Genomic DNA, 719 nt, shown 5'->3' with positions numbered 1-719 from the left:
CTCGACCTTCACGGCCATGCTCTTGTCTCTTTCATGTGTCATGCGGGCAGCCCCGCCAGATCCCGCAGGCCCTCGGGCATCTGCGCCTCGAACTGCTCGAGAAAGTTCAGTACGCGCTGCTGATCGGTCAGCTGCAGGCGCGGGTCGCGCACCGCCTGCCGCCAGGGGATCTGCAGGCGTTTGACCAGTTCGGCGGTGCGCGCCTCGATCGCCGGCAAGCTCATCTCGATTCCGCCCGCTTCCAGGAACCGCGCCCGCGTCCGGCCGCCGAACGGCACGCCCGCGGGGTCGCGATCCCCGAACCACACCGGAAAGTCGGCATCGCGCGGGGCGGCGCGGCGGTTGAGGATGGCCACGTGGCGGATGTCGAGCGCGCTGTTGCGGTAGGGCGCGCTCAGCTCCATGTGGATCGCGAGCGACTCCACGCTACCCCGGTCCGGCGTGATCATGTGGAAGAACACCAGCGTGATCTCCAGCCGCTCGGCCGTGCGCAGGAAGTTGTGCAGCCCGTCGCGGTCGTCGAACAGGCGCTGCAGGTCCGCCAGCGAGCCGCCCGCCAAGTCGTGCAGGATCAGCGGCTCGGGGCAGCCCAGCGAGTCGATCAGCGTGGTGCGGCTGTCGTCGCGGATGTTGTAGGCAATCACGCCGGTAGCGGCCGACTGCGGATCGCGCAGGCGGCCCGTCTCGTCGCGCCCGGCATGCATCGCCGAGAGGGCGCC

The 719-nt window shown here is 69.8% G+C and carries 1 protein-coding gene; it reads right to left on the bottom strand.

Translation table 11 applies throughout. The features are described from left to right. Positions 1-38: 38 nt before the first annotated feature. A partial coding sequence (locus CJ301_RS18290) for a hypothetical protein (protein ID WP_099278768.1) occupies positions 39-719 on the bottom strand: 681 nt, incomplete at its 5' end.

It is taken from the genome of Limimaricola cinnabarinus (genome assembly GCF_002723615.1).
GTDB classification, from domain to species: Bacteria; Pseudomonadota; Alphaproteobacteria; order Rhodobacterales; family Rhodobacteraceae; genus Limimaricola; species Limimaricola cinnabarinus_B.
The sequence above is the reverse complement of the archived record's forward strand: the minus strand, read 5'-3'. Positions and strand labels throughout refer to the sequence as shown.